Origin of the sequence: Methylobacterium sp. J-067, assembly GCF_022829465.1 — a bacterium.
In the GTDB taxonomy this organism is placed as follows: Bacteria; Pseudomonadota; Alphaproteobacteria; order Rhizobiales; family Beijerinckiaceae; genus Methylobacterium; species Methylobacterium litchii.
On record NZ_JAKSXZ010000086.1, the window covers coordinates 1 to 922 of the forward strand.

General features: G+C 71.6%; 1 pseudogene. It reads right to left on the minus strand.

From position 1 onward, the window contains the following. Positions 1–918 (minus strand): annotated as a pseudogene (locus MKK52_RS09020) (calcium-binding protein); the annotation flags it as partial. Positions 919–922: the final 4 nt, after the last annotated feature.

The window sequence follows — 922 nt, forward strand, 5'->3', positions numbered from 1 at the left end:
CGCCACAGCCTGCTGACCGCTCGCCACCGCACCAGACCCGATCGCCGGTGCCGTGCTGCCGATCACCGCCGCCACCGGCGCCACGCTCGTCGACAGCGACGTGATCGACGTGTTCGCCGACGCCACACCCGTCGACAGCGAGCTCACCTGGCTCGTCGTCGTCGACGCCACCGCGTACAGCTGGCTCCCGTTCACCGCGTCCGTCGAACTCGCACTCACGCGACCCGCCGCCACGTTCTGGATCTGGCGCTCGTCGCCGGCTTTGCCCACCGACACCACGCCCGCCACAGACGTGCCCGCAAACCCCCCATACGTCGTCCCATCGATCGCGACGGACGACACCGTCACACCCGCAGACGTCGCCGCCCCGTCGCCCAACGCCACGCTGCGCCCCACCGACGCGTTCGCATTGAACCCGATCGCCACCGCGCCCGCCGCCCCGGCGACGTTGTTCATCCCCAGCGCCACCGTATGAACGCTCGCCGCGTTCGCCGCGCTGCCCAGCGCCAGAGAGCCTTCCCCCGAGGCCCGGGTCGCCGTGCCCACCGCCGTCGTGTAGGCATCGACGGCGCTGGCTTGGTTGCCCACCGCCGTGGCCAGCTTGTCGGTCGCCCGCGCCTGGTAGCCGATCGCCACCGCGTTCCAGCCAGAAGCCACCGCACCAGACCCGATCGCCGGTGCCGTGCTGCCGATCACCGCCGCCACCGGCGCCACGCTCGTCGACAGCGACTTGATCGACGTGTTCGCCGACGCCACACCCGTGAACAGCGAGCTCACCTGCCTCGTCGTCGTCGACGCCTCCTCGTACAGCTGGCTCCCGTTCTCCGCGTCCGTCGAACTCGCACTCACGCGACCCGCCGCCACGTTCTGGATCTGGCGCTCGTCGCCGGCTTTGCCCACCGACACCACCCCCGCCACCGGC